This is a genomic window from Erythrobacter sp. S259, assembly GCF_057364965.1.
Genome location: NZ_CP200286.1, coordinates 1,682,386 through 1,696,739 on the forward strand (window position 1 = coordinate 1,682,386; position 14,354 = coordinate 1,696,739).

Annotated in this window: 14 protein-coding genes and 1 pseudogene; 9 read left to right on the forward strand and 6 right to left on the reverse strand. The window is 55.0% G+C overall.

The features are described 5' to 3' along the window. Positions 1 to 43 precede the first annotated feature (43 nt). The 5 genes from tsaB (at position 44) to AC0V60_RS08085 (ending at position 3,342) form a co-directional block, all read left to right on the forward strand. On the forward strand, positions 44 to 712 hold the full coding sequence (tsaB, locus tag AC0V60_RS08065; RefSeq protein ID WP_486177964.1) for a tRNA (adenosine(37)-N6)-threonylcarbamoyltransferase complex dimerization subunit type 1 TsaB: 669 nt from the start codon (positions 44 to 46) through the stop codon (positions 710 to 712). Continuing rightward, entirely contained in the window at positions 709 to 1,191 is a 483-nt protein-coding gene (locus tag AC0V60_RS08070; RefSeq protein ID WP_486177965.1) for a GNAT family N-acetyltransferase, read from the forward strand. Before tsaB ends, AC0V60_RS08070 begins: the two co-directional genes overlap by 4 nt. Positions 1,192 to 1,326: 135 nt before the next feature. Next, the gene (locus AC0V60_RS08075; protein WP_486177966.1) at positions 1,327 to 1,764 is read left to right on the forward strand and encodes a Ros/MucR family transcriptional regulator; all 438 of its coding nucleotides are present in this window, start codon (positions 1,327 to 1,329) and stop codon (positions 1,762 to 1,764) included. Positions 1,765 to 1,955: 191 nt separating this feature from the next. After that, positions 1,956 to 2,378 (forward strand): Fur family transcriptional regulator, encoded by a 423-nt coding sequence (locus AC0V60_RS08080; RefSeq protein WP_486177967.1) that lies wholly within the window; start codon positions 1,956 to 1,958, stop codon positions 2,376 to 2,378. A 28-nt stretch (positions 2,379 to 2,406) separates the two neighbouring features. Beyond that, positions 2,407 to 3,342: a lysophospholipid acyltransferase family protein gene (locus tag AC0V60_RS08085; RefSeq protein ID WP_486177968.1), complete on the forward strand. Its 936-nt coding sequence runs from the start codon at positions 2,407 to 2,409 to the stop codon at positions 3,340 to 3,342. Between the two features lie 11 nt (positions 3,343 to 3,353). Here AC0V60_RS08085 and AC0V60_RS08090 read toward each other — a convergent pair whose 3' ends face one another. From AC0V60_RS08090 to ybeY, 3 genes are all read right to left on the reverse strand, one after another. After that, positions 3,354 to 4,238 (reverse strand): LysR family transcriptional regulator, encoded by an 885-nt coding sequence (locus AC0V60_RS08090; RefSeq protein WP_486177969.1) that lies wholly within the window; start codon positions 4,236 to 4,238, stop codon positions 3,354 to 3,356. A 94-nt stretch (positions 4,239 to 4,332) separates the two neighbouring features. Then, positions 4,333 to 5,286 carry a hemolysin family protein gene (locus AC0V60_RS08095; RefSeq protein ID WP_486177970.1) on the reverse strand — a complete coding sequence of 318 codons (954 nt, stop codon included), beginning with the start codon at positions 5,284 to 5,286 and terminating at the stop codon, positions 4,333 to 4,335. A gap of 17 nt (positions 5,287 to 5,303) precedes the next feature. Further along, positions 5,304 to 5,807, reverse strand: a complete 504-nt coding sequence (ybeY, locus tag AC0V60_RS08100; RefSeq protein ID WP_486177971.1) for an rRNA maturation RNase YbeY — start codon at positions 5,805 to 5,807, stop codon at positions 5,304 to 5,306. A 694-nt stretch (positions 5,808 to 6,501) separates the two neighbouring features. On the opposite strand from ybeY, the gene AC0V60_RS08105 reads away from it, so the two are divergent. Continuing rightward, positions 6,502 to 7,593 carry a DUF6990 domain-containing protein gene (locus AC0V60_RS08105; protein WP_486177972.1) on the forward strand — a complete coding sequence of 364 codons (1,092 nt, stop codon included), beginning with the start codon at positions 6,502 to 6,504 and terminating at the stop codon, positions 7,591 to 7,593. 308 nt (positions 7,594 to 7,901) lie between these two features. Here AC0V60_RS08105 and AC0V60_RS08110 read toward each other — a convergent pair. Further along, a pseudogene (locus tag AC0V60_RS08110) lies at positions 7,902 to 8,961 on the reverse strand (PhoH family protein). A gap of 170 nt (positions 8,962 to 9,131) precedes the next feature. Here AC0V60_RS08110 and AC0V60_RS08115 point away from each other — a divergent pair. The 3 genes from AC0V60_RS08115 to AC0V60_RS08125 all read left to right on the forward strand — a co-directional run bounded on the left by AC0V60_RS08115 (position 9,132) and on the right by AC0V60_RS08125 (position 11,821). Further along, complete coding sequence (locus AC0V60_RS08115) at positions 9,132 to 10,118, forward strand: hypothetical protein (protein WP_486177973.1); 987 nt, start codon at positions 9,132 to 9,134, stop codon at positions 10,116 to 10,118. Positions 10,119 to 10,239: 121 nt separating this feature from the next. Continuing rightward, positions 10,240 to 11,208 carry a hypothetical protein gene (locus AC0V60_RS08120; protein WP_486177974.1) on the forward strand — a complete coding sequence of 323 codons (969 nt, stop codon included), beginning with the start codon at positions 10,240 to 10,242 and terminating at the stop codon, positions 11,206 to 11,208. Between the two features lie 229 nt (positions 11,209 to 11,437). Further along, positions 11,438 to 11,821 (forward strand): hypothetical protein, encoded by a 384-nt coding sequence (locus AC0V60_RS08125; RefSeq protein WP_486177975.1) that lies wholly within the window; start codon positions 11,438 to 11,440, stop codon positions 11,819 to 11,821. Here the strand turns inward: AC0V60_RS08125 and miaB are convergent. Together miaB and AC0V60_RS08135 are read right to left on the reverse strand one after the other, a co-directional pair. Then, entirely contained in the window at positions 11,818 to 13,155 is a 1,338-nt protein-coding gene (miaB, locus tag AC0V60_RS08130; RefSeq protein WP_486177976.1) for a tRNA (N6-isopentenyl adenosine(37)-C2)-methylthiotransferase MiaB, read from the reverse strand. The genes AC0V60_RS08125 and miaB overlap by 4 nt on opposite strands. Before the next feature lie 35 nt (positions 13,156 to 13,190). Next, positions 13,191 to 14,108 (reverse strand): alpha/beta hydrolase family protein, encoded by a 918-nt coding sequence (locus AC0V60_RS08135; RefSeq protein WP_486177977.1) that lies wholly within the window; start codon positions 14,106 to 14,108, stop codon positions 13,191 to 13,193. Positions 14,109 to 14,354: the final 246 nt, after the last annotated feature.

Genomic DNA, 14,354 nt, shown 5'->3' on the forward strand with positions numbered 1-14,354 from the left:
CCAAGGGGGCACGGGCGATAGCTGACTTGCAGCGGAGCTTTGAGTGTTGCAGGGCACTGTGATGCATATGTCGGGGCGAACTCTTGTCATCGAAACCGCAAGCGAGGCTTGCTCGGTTGCCCTGTTCGATGGACGCGCTTGTACTGCCAGCACACATCATGTGCTTGGAAAAGGCCATGCAGAAAGACTGATCCCAATGATCGAGGCGCTCCCGGAAAAGGGGCGCGCTGACCTCATTCTCACATCACTTGGTCCCGGAAGCTTCACCGGCGTGCGGATCGGCATTGCCGCTGCACGTGCACTGGGCGTTGCATGGGGCGTTAAGGTGCTTGGCTATCCGACCCTCGCTCTCGTCGCCGCGCGCGCTTGGCAGCCTGATCCAAGACCGGTTACAGTGTGCATGCACGGCGGGCACGGCGAGTGGTTCGTTCAAGACTTCAATCATGAACGCGCGGAAGATGAGGTCCGCTCGCTGACACCTGAAGCTGCCAAAGCGAGAAGCGCACGCAAGGTCATCGCGGGAAACCGCGCCAAAGATTTCGCGGACCTTTTTCACGATGAGCGTGTGGTGCTCGATCTTTTGCCCGATGCCAAAGCGGCCAATTTGCTCCACGAGACACGGCTGACAGAAAACCTTGCGCCAATCTATGGCCGCGCTCCCGATGCGAAACCGCAGACGCGAGGGCCTATCCCACCAATAGGAAAAGCATGACGCCGAGCGCGCATCATATTGAGCGCATCATGGCGGTGATGGAGGACGCGTTTGATCCTGCTTACGGCGAGGCATGGAATGAACGGCAGATCGCAGATGCGCTCGCCTTGCCCAGCACCCGCGCTCTGGTGGTTGATCAATCGGGCGAAATCATTCCCGACGACTCGGCGCAAATCGGCCCTTCAAATGCAGCCGGTTTTATCGTCACTCGCAAAGCAGCGGACGAGGAAGAGCTGCTTTTGATTGCCGTATCGCCCCGATTTCGGCGGCTTGGACTTGGAGAAAGTCTCATCCACAGACTTTTTGAGAAGGCCAAAACCTGCGGCGTAAATCACATTTTTCTTGAAATGCGGCGCGGGAATCCTGCGGTCCATCTCTATGAGAAAGTTGGATTTAAACCAATCGGCGAACGCCCCAATTACTACCGCCTAGCAAACGGCGAGCGTGTTGATGCGATTACTTTCGGCCTATCCATTTAGACAATAATTGTATCCAATTGTTGGACAGAAAGCTTGTTTTTTGGCAGATACCGTATCTGCGTACTTGCTTGCATACTCGCTATGGGTAATGCGCGATAAATCGGAAAAATCCGAACCATTAAGATCGAGGAACTCATGCAAAACTTGGAAATAGAGATGAAAGAGACGTTGATAGCGCTTACGAGCGATATCGTTGCAGCCCATCTCAGCAACAACAGCGTCGAAATTGATGCTGTCCCTGGGCTAATAACAAATGTTTATGGTGCACTTTCAGGTCTTGGGGAGGAGCCCGAGGCCGTTGAGGAACGTCCAGAACCTGCGGTTTCTGTGCGCGCTTCAGTCAAGCCAGACTACATCGTATGTTTGGAAGATGGCAAAAAGCTCAAAATGCTTAAGCGATATCTGCGCACCAATTACGATATGACTCCCGAGGAATATCGTCAGCGTTGGAACTTGCCTTCGGACTATCCGATGGTTGCACCAAACTATGCTGAAAAGCGCCGTGATCTTGCTAAGAAAATCGGCCTTGGACGCAAACCTGGCGCAGCACGCGGACGCCGCAAGGCAGCTTAAACGCAGAAAAAAGGGTCGCAGCTTGGTGCATTGCCTGTCACGTCATAGTGCAGGCAATGCCCACCTTTTAATCACTGCGATCGAAATTCTTCGGCACCCACCAAACTTGAGCATTGGGTCAACCATCGGTAAGGGGAAAATACAGTCCCCGCCGGGTCGGTCCGGCACCCATTGACCAAGGATGCATTGGCGTGAGCCAGAAAATTGATCTTGAACAATTATGTGCAGAAAAAGGTCTGCGCATCACTGAACAGCGCCGAGTAATCGCAAGGGTTTTGTCTGAAAGCGAAGACCACCCGGATGTTGAGCTCCTGCACGAGCGCGCCTCTGCTATCGACAACAAAATCTCGATTGCAACAGTGTACCGCACCGTGCGCCTGTTCGAAGAAGCCGGCATATTGGATCGTCACGATTTTGGCGATGGCCGCTCGCGCTATGAGCCTGTGCCAGAGGCTCACCATGATCATCTCATTGATGTGGAAACGGGCAAAGTGGTCGAGTTTGTCGACCCGGAAATCGAAGCTTTGCAGAGACAGATTGCAGAAAAGCTTGGCTATCGCCTCGTTGACCACCGGATGGAGCTTTACGGCGTACGTTTGTCGCGCGACGACTAATAATGCCTTAGCTTTTTGGGACGATCCAATGACTGAAACTGAACCTGATGCACTCGTGCAGCGACAAGGCGACCAACACGGTGATGAGAAAGCATGGGCATTGCGCGTTGCTGCTGCCCGCGGTGAAATCACCCCCGTTTCTATTCGCGGCTGGTTCAGGATTGCGATACGGGCCAGCGCGCTTGCGCTGCTGATCGCGGTTATGGTGCCGATGCATTATCTGTACCGTATATTTGCGTATGGCTCGCCTTTTCCTATGTGGTTTCTGCGATTTGCAGCGCGCATTTCAGGCGCAGAAGTCAAAGTCCACGGCACTCATCTTAAACGCGATGTGTTCTACGTCGCCAACCATGTCTCCTGGCTCGATATCCTGAGCCTTGCAGGGGCCTGCGGCACAGCCTTTGTTGCTAAAGCTGAGCTTGAAAGCGCGCCCGTAGTGGGTTGGCTGGCAAGGATCAACCGCACCGTTTTCGTCAAGCGCGAGGCGCGGATGAATGTCGCCGATCAAATCAACGCCTTAAAAGAAGCGCTTGCTGACAATTGGTCGGTCACCGTCTTTCCCGAAGGCACAACCACCGACGGCCAGTCTCTCTTGCCGTTCAAGACCAGCATGCTCTCAGTTCTCGAGCCCCCTCCTCCTGGCGTGATGGTTCAGCCGGTCCTGATTGATTATGGGCGAGTGGCTGAATGGATTGGCTGGATTGGCGAAGAGGGCGGCCTCAACAATGCCAAACGCGTGTTAGCGCGCAAGGGGACATTCCCGCTTCATATTCATTTCCTGGAACCGTTCAGCCCGGCTGAATACGCGGGCCGCAAAGCGATCGGCAATGAATCGCGCCGAAGGATAGAGGAGGCGCTGTGTGATGCGCTGGGAAAGCCTCTGCGTGATTTTGCACATGACGTGCCTCCCATCCGTTATGCAGCGGATGAGAAAGCAAAGCAGCACGCTATAACAAAACTTTAGCGCGCGGTCGCTTAAAGCCCCGCACGCACCAGCCAATCATGAAAGAGCCGCACAGGACGCATCTCTAACGCTGTTGGCTTGCACACAAACCAATAGCTGTATGGGCTGTGAACCTCCGGACCCGGCAAATTGGTCAGCCGGTTGTCCGCCGCACGCCGCAAATGGTCATCATGCATAATCGCAATGCCGAGCCCCTGTGCAGCCGCCTCAAGCATCAAAGCACCTGAATCATAGTGATCAATCGCAGCGGGTTCGAAATCGTCGAGATTATTCGCCTTCTTCCACGCAACGAAACTCTCAGGCAGCTCATTATGAATGAGAAAGGTCTGCTTATCCAGCACCTCGCGGTTCATCTCTTCACCGATCACGCCAGCGGCCGCGCGCGAACAGATTGCATGCACCAGGTTGTGATCGAGACGCACTGCGTGAAGCCCGCTTGCAGGGCCCCGTGAAAGGATAATCGCAGCATCCAGAGTGTCTCCCACCCGGTCTTCCAAATGGGGGGCTGTGTCGATGTCGATGTGGAGCAGCGGATGTCGCTTGCGCAGTTCACCAAGTCGCGGGAACAGTCGCTGGCTGCCAAACATAGGGAGCACACCCAAACGCAGCCGCAGCAGCGCGATGTTGTCGGATTGGCTTTCGACCGCGCGGGCAAGTGCCTCCATATGCGGGTTCACCGCTTCGTAAAATGCTTGGCCTTCATCGGTCAGCTGCATGGATTGGCGGGCGCGGGTAAACAGCTTCTTGCCGACGAATTCTTCCAAATTGGTGATTCGGCGCGAGAGCGCAGATGGGCTCAGTCCAATCTCCTCAGCCGCCGCGCGGGCAGATCCGAGACGGACTGTGCGCATAAAGGCTTCGAGCGCTCGCAGAGGGGGAAGGCGACGTGACGGCATTGAATTCAGCTCCTTTGATAGGAGCTACGAAGAGCCCCGTTGCCGGGATGCAAAAAAGAGAAGAAAATCTAGAAAACCGTACAACGGAGTGAAATTATTGCAAGCCGCTCTCATGTGGCTCTGCCTCTGGCGCGTGGAGCCGCAAACGCTTCACATGGGTTTCATCGCCCGCTGTGACTTCAATGCGCCAACCGCTTGAGTGTTCCAGCATCGCCCCCACTGTAGGCACCGCTTCAGCCAGAACGAAAGCAAGCCCGCCCAGCGTATCCACCGCTTCTTCCACCTCAGCAAGCCGCGGATCGACCGCCCCTGCAACATCCTCAAGCTCAGCGCGCGCGTCGCAGTCCCACATGCCATCACCGATGGGCACAATCAGTTCCTCCGGCGTCTCGTCGTGCTCATCTTCAATCTCGCCAACGATCTCTTCGACGAGATCCTCGATAGTTATGAGGCCGTCTGTGCCCGAAAACTCATCCAGCACCACTGCCAGGTGCACCCGGCGCGCCCGCATATCGGCAAGCACATCAAGAGCGCCGCGAGTTTGGGGCACATAGAGCGGCTGACGCATAAGGACGGTCCAATCGCGCGGCGGGGCTTTGCCCTTGGCAAGATAGGAAAACACATCCTTGATATGCACCATGCCAATCACATCATCCAAGGTGTGGCGATAGACCGGCATTCGCGAGTGACCGTGTTCCGCAAAGGCGGCCACCAATTCATCCCAGCCAAGGCTTGCATCCACGGCCACGATTTCCCCGCGCGGAACAGCTACATCGTCCGCATCGTGCTCCGAGAAGTGGAGGAGGTTGCGCAGCATCTGACGCTCGACCGGTGACAAATCACCATTGCCCGCGCCATCGCTGCCGGATTGGTCGGAAGTATCGCCATTCTCACCCTCGTGCTCGTCGATTTTCTCCTCAAGCGCTTTTCGCAAAGAACGGTCAGCCTCATCGGCGCCGATCATTTTTTTGAGCGCGGTCCCAAGGTCAGACAAGAGACCGCTGCTACTCTCCGCGTCTCCTGCGGCGGCGTTGTTACTATCGGGCATCGCGCTCCTTAGGGCCCTTACGAGGTCTTTTCCGGCTCATCACGGTCACCATATGGGTCTGCAATCCCCAGTTTGGCAAGAGCCCTTATCTCAAGACGCTCCATTGCTTCGGCCTCTTCGTCGCTGTGCACATGGTCATGGCCCGCCAGATGGAGCAGGCCGTGGACCAAAAGATGGCTTGCATGGTGCTCTAGTGGGATGCCTTTTTCTCCCGCTTCACGCGCGCAGGTCTCGAAGGCGAGTGCGATATCGCCGAGCATAACCGGCGGTCCATCAGGCGTTAACTCTGACAGCTCTTCGCGCGTCAACATTGGAAAGCTCAGCACATTGGTCGGCTTGTCGCGCCCGCGCCATTCACGGTTGAGTGTGCGGATTTCTTCGTCAGAGGTGAACAGCACGCTTGTGTGCAGGCACTCGCTTGCAAGCTCAGGTGTCACCGCCGCAATAGTGTCCGCACAACGCTCCACCAAAGCCTCCCAGCGCCCTTCCGGCCAATCTTCAAGATCAACATCTAGCTGCAACGGCTTCTCATTGAATTAAAGTGATTTTCGGCAAGTTTTGGCACACTGTCCAAGAGGAGAAAAGCCTTAGCGCAATTCATGGGCAAATTCGCAAAGTCAAAACAGGTGCAAAGGCAGAGTTCATTACGCGCGGCATAGTCCAACAGGGGGGCATTAGGAAAGTGCGGGTTTCGGCTGCGCCTCCTCACCGTGATGCATTGCAAAGACAAGTCCCCCCATCAAGAAATTGCCCAGATAGATGTTTGGGGGTGTCGGGCCAGCGTAAAGCTTGCACGCATAGGTAGCGTTAAAACAACTCGATATAAGCGGCACTCGATTCGGGATATCGCAACGCCCGCTGCGGGGTGGGAAGCGGACGGTCTGGTTTTAAAGTTGAAAACCGAGAAAGCAGACGCTTTCACACTCTGACCGCTATGACCGCAAACGACCCAGTTTAAGACAATGAAATCAACCATTCTGGCTCCCAAAAGCGGACGGAATTTCCATGGGGGCGCTGCGCCTTGATTTGGATGGGAAGCTGAATGGCGGCTCTGTGTGTTAGCACAGTTTCGCATGAAGGCATGTTTGGGCAGGTGATTAGGTTCAAAATCAAAGTTTGTGGCTGCATTCAATATCGTAGAACTGGTGATGGTGAATGATAAGGGTAAGGTTGGGGCAGCGGGACACGCCTAATTGACCTTTTGGGGAACGATTGATGAGTTTTGATTTGCTAGTTTTTGACCAAAGAAAAGTCCCGCAGTCGGATAAGGAGTTCCTAATTTGGTATGAGGCTTTTACGAAATGGGATCAGCAAGAAGCATATAATCAGATCGGAACTTCAACGCCCAAATTGCGCAAATTTTATGAACATATCTCCTTCAGATTTCCTCCAATGAACCCAATAGATGACGGACGGAAATTAGACCGAATTAGGCAAAGTATAACTGCATTTTTCAGTCATGATCGATCCGATCAAAACACATCTGTCGATGATTTGGATGAGGCCCACTACACCGATTACAGCATCGCAAATGATGCAATCTATCTTAGCTTTGCATGGTCGGAAGCAGAAAACGCACTGCGGGCGACGTTGGATGCCGCTCTAACATCCAAAGTCGGGTTTTGGCTTGTAAGTGCAGACGATAGTAGACCCTTGCGGACCAATCGCGAAATCAAGGCATTGCGAGAAACGCTGGGAGAGTATCCAGTTCGCGCATTCTCAAAAGCCGACTTTTACAAGATGCTCAAAACCGAAGGATGGGCGATTCGGAGAGATCCATATGATGGTTCACGAAGTGCAACCTTCGCCGAAAATCAGTTAATAATTAGAATCGATCCAAGCTTTCGAACAACGGATCAAGGAACGGCCATAGTTTGGTTTGAACACATAATAACTGCGAGCTATGCAAAAGCGACTTCCGCCATCGACCACGCAACTAAGACGATATCTGGTAAACAAGTTTCTGACCGCTTCATTCCTATAGATCTCAACTTTGGCAAAGGGCGAACGGATGTTGTTTCTTCACTTCAAGAAGCGAATGAGATTTTGAAGAATATTGTTGAGCAGTTAAGAAACAAGGACATTCGGGCTGAACTTCAGACCGTATCGAACCTTCCTCTTTCTAGTCCCGGCAATGCGCCAATAAGAATCCTCTCTGCGAAAGCATGTCTGGGAGAAATTTCAGAGCTACGTAAAATACGAGATCGTATGATGGCAGGGGACCGCCAAGGACTCGTGCCATATATTGGGACTGATCATCTCGAAAATGCAGTTTTAGTCTGCGAGGAAATTGGCACGTTTCGCTGAAATCGCGTGTTCAGTGTTAGTTCCAGCGAACTGACTTGCGTGTTTCGGCGCAATTGCCAGGCTTTTTTCTTACGTGACTGGTTTTTACTATAGGTGTCCGAAAACAGACGTTCCGCCCTCACCCCCGGTTAACGACATAAGGGGCCAGCGCAAACTGCGTCCGCTTTTGGTCATTGGCGTGTTTGTATTTTATGGCCGAGACTAAGGTCGCTAGCTGGCATTCGCGTATAGTGAAAACCAGCTCCGTTTCGGCATCCATGATCAGGATCGCAACCGGACCTCCAGCTTTCGACCGGCCCGCGAACAACTCACTCGCCCTCGTAAGCCTCGACTATCCTGCCCACAATCGGGTGGCGGACCACATCGGCGGCGGTGAAGCGGATGGTGCCAAAACCGTCTACATCCTCGAGCTTGCCAACCGCATCGGCAAGTCCGCTCATGCGGTCGCCGCCAGGAATATCGACCTGGCGAGGATCGCCGCAAATGACCATGCGCGAATTTTGACCAAAGCGGGTGAGGAACATCTTCATCTGCTCACGCGTGGTGTTTTGTGCCTCATCAAGGATCACAAACGCATCGCCCAAAGTGCGCCCGCGCATAAAAGCAATCGGCGCGATCTCGATCTCTCCGCTTTCGATGCGGCGCTCGACCTGTTCAGGCGGCATGCAATCATACAGCGCATCATAAAGGGGTCTCAAATAGGGGTCGACCTTGTCCTTCATATCGCCCGGCAAGAAGCCCAGCTTCTCGCCTGCTTCCACAGCGGGACGCGACAAAATCAGACGCTGCACGCTGCCGGTCATCAATTGCGAAACAGCCTGCGCTACAGCGAGATAAGTCTTGCCCGTCCCCGCCGGGCCAAGCGCAAAGATGATATCATCGCGCGCCAGGCTTCGCATATAGGTGATCTGCGTCGCTGACCGCGGCACAATGGTCTTGCGCCTCGTGCGGATCATGATGGGGGTCTTCTTTCTCGCCGCTGATAATCCCCTCCAAAGTGGGTTCATTCGACATCGCAATCAGCGACTCGATAGCGCCTGCATCCAGATCCTGTCCCGTAGCCAAACGATCATACATAGTGGTGAGCGTCTCACGCGCCCGCGCCACCGCGTCCTGTGTCCCCTCAATCAGGACCTTGTCACCGCGCGCATGAATATAGACATTCAGGCGGTTTTCAACCTGCACCAGATTGGCATCGAACTGTCCGAACAGCGCGCCCAAAAGTGATTGGTTTTCAAAGGAAACCTCGGCCTTTGCTCTCTCGCCACCCTGGTCTGTGTTGTCCGATGCATCGTTCGAAATGATCGGTTCAGGCAGCACGGAAGGATCGATTGTCCCGGGGTTTTGCTGTGTGGGTCTGCGTCCCATAAGATCCTTTACGCTTGTCAGCCTCGACCTGAGGCTGGACGTTCCAATGAGTCGCAAACGTAATCGGGTTTCCCCGCTTGGCAAGTAAGGCGCGTCCGCAAGTCTGGGGAAAGTCATAAGCCGTTCATAACGTCACGATACATTCTCAATGATTGTTTAGGAGGATATCTGTGCTCGTATCAGAACTAATCGCCGCCTCTGTTCTTGTCTTAGGCAGCTTTCAGGCAACAAGCACCCCACCACCCGATACACCGCCTTCAGAGCCGCTAACAGAGACAGACGCAGAAACGACTGATGAAATCGTCGTCGAGGCCCCGCCCACTTTGCGCGAACGCCGCAATGAATTGCGACGGATGACACGCGAGGTGCTCAATGAGCCCCGTTTCACTCAGGCCGTAGGCACCTACAGCGAACCCGTATGCCCCAGAGTGTTTGGCCTTGCCAAAAAGGCCGCTGAAGCCATCGAAGCGCGAATGCGCGCGAATGCGATTGAGTTTGGCCTTAATCACAAGGATTTTCCGGAAAACTGTAAGCACAACACCTCTGTGATCTTTGTGCCAGCCGACCAAGGGACAGCCGATACGTGGTTCAATTACGATTCCGATACTCTTGATCACCTGCTCAGCTACGAGCGGCTGCGCGTGCTGAATGAGGAAGGGCCAGTGCGCGCATGGACCTATCGGCCCGTGAAACTGCCCGGTCCGGTCTCTGTCCCGACGAGTAATGGTACAGGCAATGACCGCCTTGCCTTTGCCAGAGCAACGCAGAAGGACTTTTACGCAACACGGCTGCAACGCGCGCCCAATCCGCTTGGCGGCGCAGCAGTGTTGATTGAAGTGCCAGCGGCAAACGGGAAGAGCATCACTCAGCTTGCCGACTATGCAAGCATGAGAACCTTTGGAAACAGCAAAGGGATTGACCCTGATACAGCGCCTGCGGCTCCAACAATCCTCACCCTATTTCAGGACGATGATGCACCAGAGGAGCTCACATCCTTCGATCGCTCGCTCCTGACGATGCTTTATCAAACACCGGCAAGATCAAGCCGCACCAAATTCTATGGCAATATCGCAAGGAATGCTGCTCGCACGGAAGAAGAAGCTCGATCAGAGCCTAGCTCGGCCGAAGTCGATGCAAATCCCGCTGCCAAGGAATAGCTTAAAGTAGTATAGCCCCGGTGCGGTAACAATTGCGGTTCATAGAACAACGGGAGCTATTTGCTCGCTTTGTCGTTTTAAGACACAGACCGATCAACCCCTGAAACAGGTAAGCATCCCCGTGCGCCATTCCACTCTCGCTTCAACCGCTGCGCTCCTATGTGCATTCAGCCTTCCTCTCAGCGCTCAAAACGAGGTCATCAATCCGCAAGAGCCAGATTCAGACGGCGCGTCCGAGATAATTGTCGAGGCCCCGCCGACAGAACGCGAGCGCCGCAATGAACTGCGCCGTTTGGCAAGCGATGTCTTGAACAAGCCGCGTTTCGCACATGCGCTTGGCACTTACGCAGAGCCCATGTGCCCTAAAGTGTTCGGCCTTCCCGACGAGGCTGCCGAAGTGATCGAAGCCCGCATGCGCGCAAACGCCATTGAAGCCGGGCTGAACCACGAAAGTTTTCCCGAAGACTGCGAACACAACACCTCGGTCATCTTCTTGACCGCCGCGCAAGGACAGGCGGAGACCTGGCTCAACTACAATTCCCCTGCGATTGACCACCTGCGCAGCTACGAGCGGCAACAGGTGCTCAACGAAGAGGGGCCAGTGCGCGCATGGTTCTATCGACCAGCCAGGCTAGCTGGTCCTGTTATCGTACCATCATCTCCAAATGGGGTAGCTGATGACACACAACGTCTGGCTCTGATGACGGACGAAAACCGCCCCTTCTATGCCTCCCGAACAAGGCGCGATCCCAATCCCCTTGCCGGAGCGGCAGTCCTTATCGAATTGCCAGAGGCGAACGGAAAATCACTGGGACAGCTGGCCGATTATGCGAGTATGCGCACATTCGGGAACAGCAAAGGGATCGCGCCCGGTGCAGTGCCTGCTGCCCCGACCATCCTCACCTTGTTTGAAGACGGCGAGGAAGCTGAAACGGGGCTGACCTCCTTTGATAAGTCGCTACTCACATCGCTTTATCGAACGCAGTCGCGCGCAAGCCGAACACAGTTTTACGCCAATATCGCAAGGAATGCTGCGCGAGCAGAGACCGAGAAAAGGGACCTGCAAAATTCGCAAAGCGAGGGCCCCTAGATTCTGTTGACAGCTTAAGGTGCAAGAAAAGCGGGGCTTTTGTCTGGCAGATTTAGCTGTTGATCAAACAACAGGAGCAATTTTCCCTTCATTGCGTTTGATAGAATTCCCGAGCATCCAACTTTGAGGCGAGCAGCCCCGCGCGCTTACTCTTTCTTGCCAGCAATGCCGCGCTCCTTTGTGCGGTCACCCTTCCTTTGAGCGTGTAGGACAATGCGCAAGGAAACGGATGCGCCGCCGTCATTCGGCCAGCTCACTCGTCAATCAAAGCGAGGTCGCAACGCGCCTCAACAAGGACCGGCTCAAAAATGTGGGCGCTGTCGTGCTGATCGAAACGGGCGCGCTTCGCGAGAAGACAATGCGTCAAATCGCTGACTATGCGGCCATTCGCCAGCTCGCCTCCGTCAGCGATGATGTGAAGAGCGATCCCAACACGCCTGAGACAATCCTCACCCTCTTCAATGAAAAGTTTTCGCCTGCATCCATCACCGACTTTGATTTTGCCTATTTGGAATCTCTTTATGAGCTTCCAGCAAACACACGCGATGGAACGGTGATTGCCGCAGCAGTTAAGCGCTATAACGAACTGCAGAATTCCAAGGTTGGCGGCTAAACCCGTTCGGCCCTGATCGAATTGGGCCCTGCCTCGACAAGCTTCACTTCAACCAGATCGCCAATCGCCGCCTCACCGCCGTTCTCTTCGGCAAACCACACGCTGGTGAGCCATGGGGATTTGCCGAGCCATTGGCCGGGAAGCTTGCCCTTGCGTTCAACCAGTATGTCGCAGCTTTTGCCCTCTAGCGCGTCGTTGAAGGCGCGCTGGTCGCGGTTGAGGCGCGCTTGGAGACGCTGGAGGCGGTCGTCCATAACATCCTTGGCGATTTGATTGTCCATCGTCGCCGCTGGCGTACCGGGGCGCGGGGAGTATTTGAAGCTGAACGCTTGGGAATAGCGCACCTCGTCAATGACGGCGAGCGTGTCCTGAAACTCCTCTTCCGTCTCACCGGGAAAGCCGACAATAAAATCGCCCGAAAGCGCAATATCAGGCCGCGCCTCGCGGAAGCGTTCGAGGAGACGCAAATAGCTCTGTGCCGTATGCGCGCGGTTCATGGCTTTAAGCACACGGTCATTGCCCGATTGCACAGGCAGATGGAGATACGGCATCAGCTTATCGACCTCGCCGTGGGCGGCGATCAGGTCGTCTTCCATATCGTTGGGGTGGCTCGTGGTGTAGCGGATGCGCTCCAACCCATCGAGCTTTGCGATAGCGCGGATGAGCCCTGCAAGGCCAACCGCCCTGCCCGCTTCATCTTCGCCTGCCCAAGCATTGACGTTCTGTCCCAGCAGCGTGATTTCACGCGCGCCCGCTTCGATAAGTTTGCGAGCCTCGCCGATTAGATCGCTGAAAGGCCGCGAAATTTCTGCGCCGCGTGTGTAGGGAACAACGCAGTACGTGCAGAACTTATCGCATCCCTCTTGAACCGTCAGAAACGCGGTTGGAGAGCGCCGCTTGCGTGCTGGCAAAGCGCCAAATTTCGCAATCGCGGGCATATCGGTGTCGGTCGCGCGGCCACCCTCGACCGCTTTGTCCAGCATATCGGGGAGGCGGTGATAGGCCTGCGGGCCAACCACCATTGAGACTGCCGGTGCACGCGACATGATCTCCTCGCCCTCTGCCTGAGCCACGCATCCGGCAACCGCAATCATCGGCGCTTTCTTTTGCGTTTTGCCTTTGGTGAGGCGGCCAATGTCTGAGTAAATCTTTTCTGCCGCCTTCTCGCGGATATGGCAGGTGTTGAGCACGACCAAGTCCGCATCCTCACCCTCAGGCGCCGCCGACAAGCCTTTTTCGTCGAGCAGCTCGCCCATACGCTCGCCATCATAGACGTTCATCTGACAGCCGAAGGACTTGACCCTGTAGGTCTTAGGGGGATTTTGCGGTTTCATGATGCGGCGCGCTTTAGCTTAGGTGCACGCCGACTTCAATTGTCCTCATCACCCTTCTCGGGCCGCGATTGGTGCACGCATGGCACCCTCTCTCGGTAGCCCACCCCCGGATGCCCGGGAGTTTCGCGCTGGCACTCCACCAAAGGCCGCTCAATCCCTTGAGTTTGCACAAAATCATAGGCGTCCTCATCCGCGTAAGCCGCAATCCATGTGAGGCAATCGGCGAGCAGGCGGATGCGGTGCTTGGTGATACTGTTTTTGCCGGGCCTGCAATTGATCGTGTAGACTTCGGCCGCAGGCGCAGACTTGAACTTGGCAAAGCGCCGCAGCAGCTCGCCGCGCTCGTTAAAGACCGTGCGCCGCACATCGTTCGACATGGCATCGCCCCCGTAAAAGGGTGAGGTGTTGAACATAAAAGCGCGCACTTCCGGGTTTGCGACCGAAACTTCGGTCGCCAGCGCTCCGCCCAGCGAATGGCCCGTCACCACCCAAGGCACGCTGCTGTCAAAGCGGGCGGCTTCCGCTTCAAATGCTTTTACCGCGAGGTCAATTTGATCACTGCGAAGCGTGCCGTAAAATATGTCGCTAAAGCCGTCGAAGTCGGTGCCGCGAAAGGCGAACACCCGGGCTATGGGCTCGCGGTTTTTCTTATCTGCAGCGGCACCGGAAGTGCCGGGCGCAAACTGATTGAAAAGCGCATAGCCAAAGCCTTTGTCAGCCGCATCTTCATCTATCGGCAGAGCCTCCAACGGCTCCAGCATCGGCGGCGGCGCGGTGTAAAGATCGCTATCCCCCTCATAGGCTTGCAGAGAGGCAATGGCGTAAGGATAAGCCTCCACCGCCCCCTCACGCACAAAGGAACACCATCCGCCAGCTTCCATGCGGCAAGGCGAGCGCGATTGAGAGATATCGGGGATCGTGGCGCAGGCTGAAAGGGCGAGGAGCAGAATCATTCCTGAAAGCCGACGCAGACAAGCTTCTAGGGGAAAATCACTGAGGATCATTTGCCAGAGCCTAAATTGATAGTCATGCCTGTGCAAACGAAAGGCGAAAACATGTCATCGATCCTGCAATCCGATTTCTTTTAAGGGCTGATTATTGGACTTTTACTTTCAATTGCAGGTGCTTGGGCGATCGCTCACTTCACGTTCCAAAAACAACAAGCCAATCAAAGGCGTCTAATAAAGAGACTGATCTGC